Annotated in this window: 1 protein-coding gene; it reads left to right on the top strand. The window is 68.5% G+C overall.

Features of this window, described 5'->3' with window-relative positions; genetic code table 11:
• Positions 1-86: 86 nt before the first annotated feature.
• The gene (locus tag AB0D48_RS37435) at positions 87-1208 is read left to right on the top strand and encodes an IS630 family transposase (protein WP_362407849.1); all 1122 of its coding nucleotides are present in this window, start codon (positions 87-89) and stop codon (positions 1206-1208) included.
• The last annotated feature ends 38 nt before the right edge of the window (positions 1209-1246 follow it).

The following is a 1246-nucleotide window of genomic DNA, read 5'->3' as shown; positions in this document are numbered from 1 at the left end:
CCTAGTGCTGTGACCGCATAGGTTCACCGGGTTGCTCGTTGTGCTGGTTGGAAGCGGTGTCGCTTCCAACCAGCAGGGGAGGCGGGATGGCAACACCGGTCAGGGTCCGGAGGCTGACGGAGCAGGAGGGGCAGAAACTCCAGCAGATCGTTCGGCGGGGCAGCACGAGCTCGGTCCGGTTCCGTCGGGCGATGATGCTGCTGGCGTCGGCCGGCGGCAGCACCGTTCCGGTGATCGCGCGGCTGGTCCAGGCGGACGAGGACACCGTCCGTGACGTGATCCACCGCTTCAACGGGATCGGGCTCGCATGCCTCAACCCTCAGTGGGCGGGAGGCCGTCCCCGCCTGCTGAACAGTGACGACGAGGACTTCGTCATCCAGACGGCCACCACCCGCCCCACCGCGCTGGGCAAGCCCTTCACCCGCTGGTCGGTCCGCAAACTGGTCGATCACCTGCGCCGTGACATCGCCCGGCCCGTCCGGATCGGACGGGAGGCCCTGCGGTGCTTATTGGCCCGCCGCGGGATCACCTTCCAGCGGACGAAGACGTGGAAGGAATCCCCGGACCCGGCGTTCGACGCCAAGCTGGAGCGGATCGAGTACGCGCTCAACGAGCGTCCGGACCGCACGTTCGCCTTCGACGAGTTCGGCCCCCTCGGCATCCGCCCCACCGCCGGCTCCTGCTGGGCCGAACAGAACCACCCCGACCGGCTGCCCGCCACCTACCGACGCACCCACGGCATCACCTACTTCCACGGCTGCTACTCCGTCGGTGACGACAAGCTGTGGGGCATCAACCGGCGCCGCAAGGGCATCGACCACACATGGGCCGCCTTGCGAACGATCCGCGCCGCCCGCCCGGACGGCGCCCCGATCTACGTGATCCTCGACAACCTCTCCGCCCACCTGAACTGGAAGATCCGCAGGTGGGCGGCGAAGAACAAGGTCGAGCTGTGCTTCACACCCACCTACGCCTCCTGGGCCAACCCCATCGAGGCCCACTTCGGACCGCTGCGGCAGTTCACCCTGGCCAACTCCCACCACCCCAACCACACCGTCCAGACCCGGGCCCTGCACGCCTACCTCCGCTGGCGCAACAACAACGCCCGCCACCCCGACGTCCTGGCCGCCCAACGCCGCGAACGAGCACGCATCCGAAGCGAACGAGGCATCCGCTGGGGCGGCAGACCGCTACCCACAGCGGCCTGACCACCCAACCCGGCCAACCTTCCCGGTCACAGCACTAG

Origin of the sequence: Streptomyces sp. NPDC048269 (assembly GCF_040652395.1) — a bacterium.
Classification (GTDB): domain Bacteria; phylum Actinomycetota; class Actinomycetes; order Streptomycetales; family Streptomycetaceae; genus Streptomyces.
The sequence above is the reverse complement of the archived record's forward strand: the minus strand, read 5'-3'. Positions and strand labels throughout refer to the sequence as shown.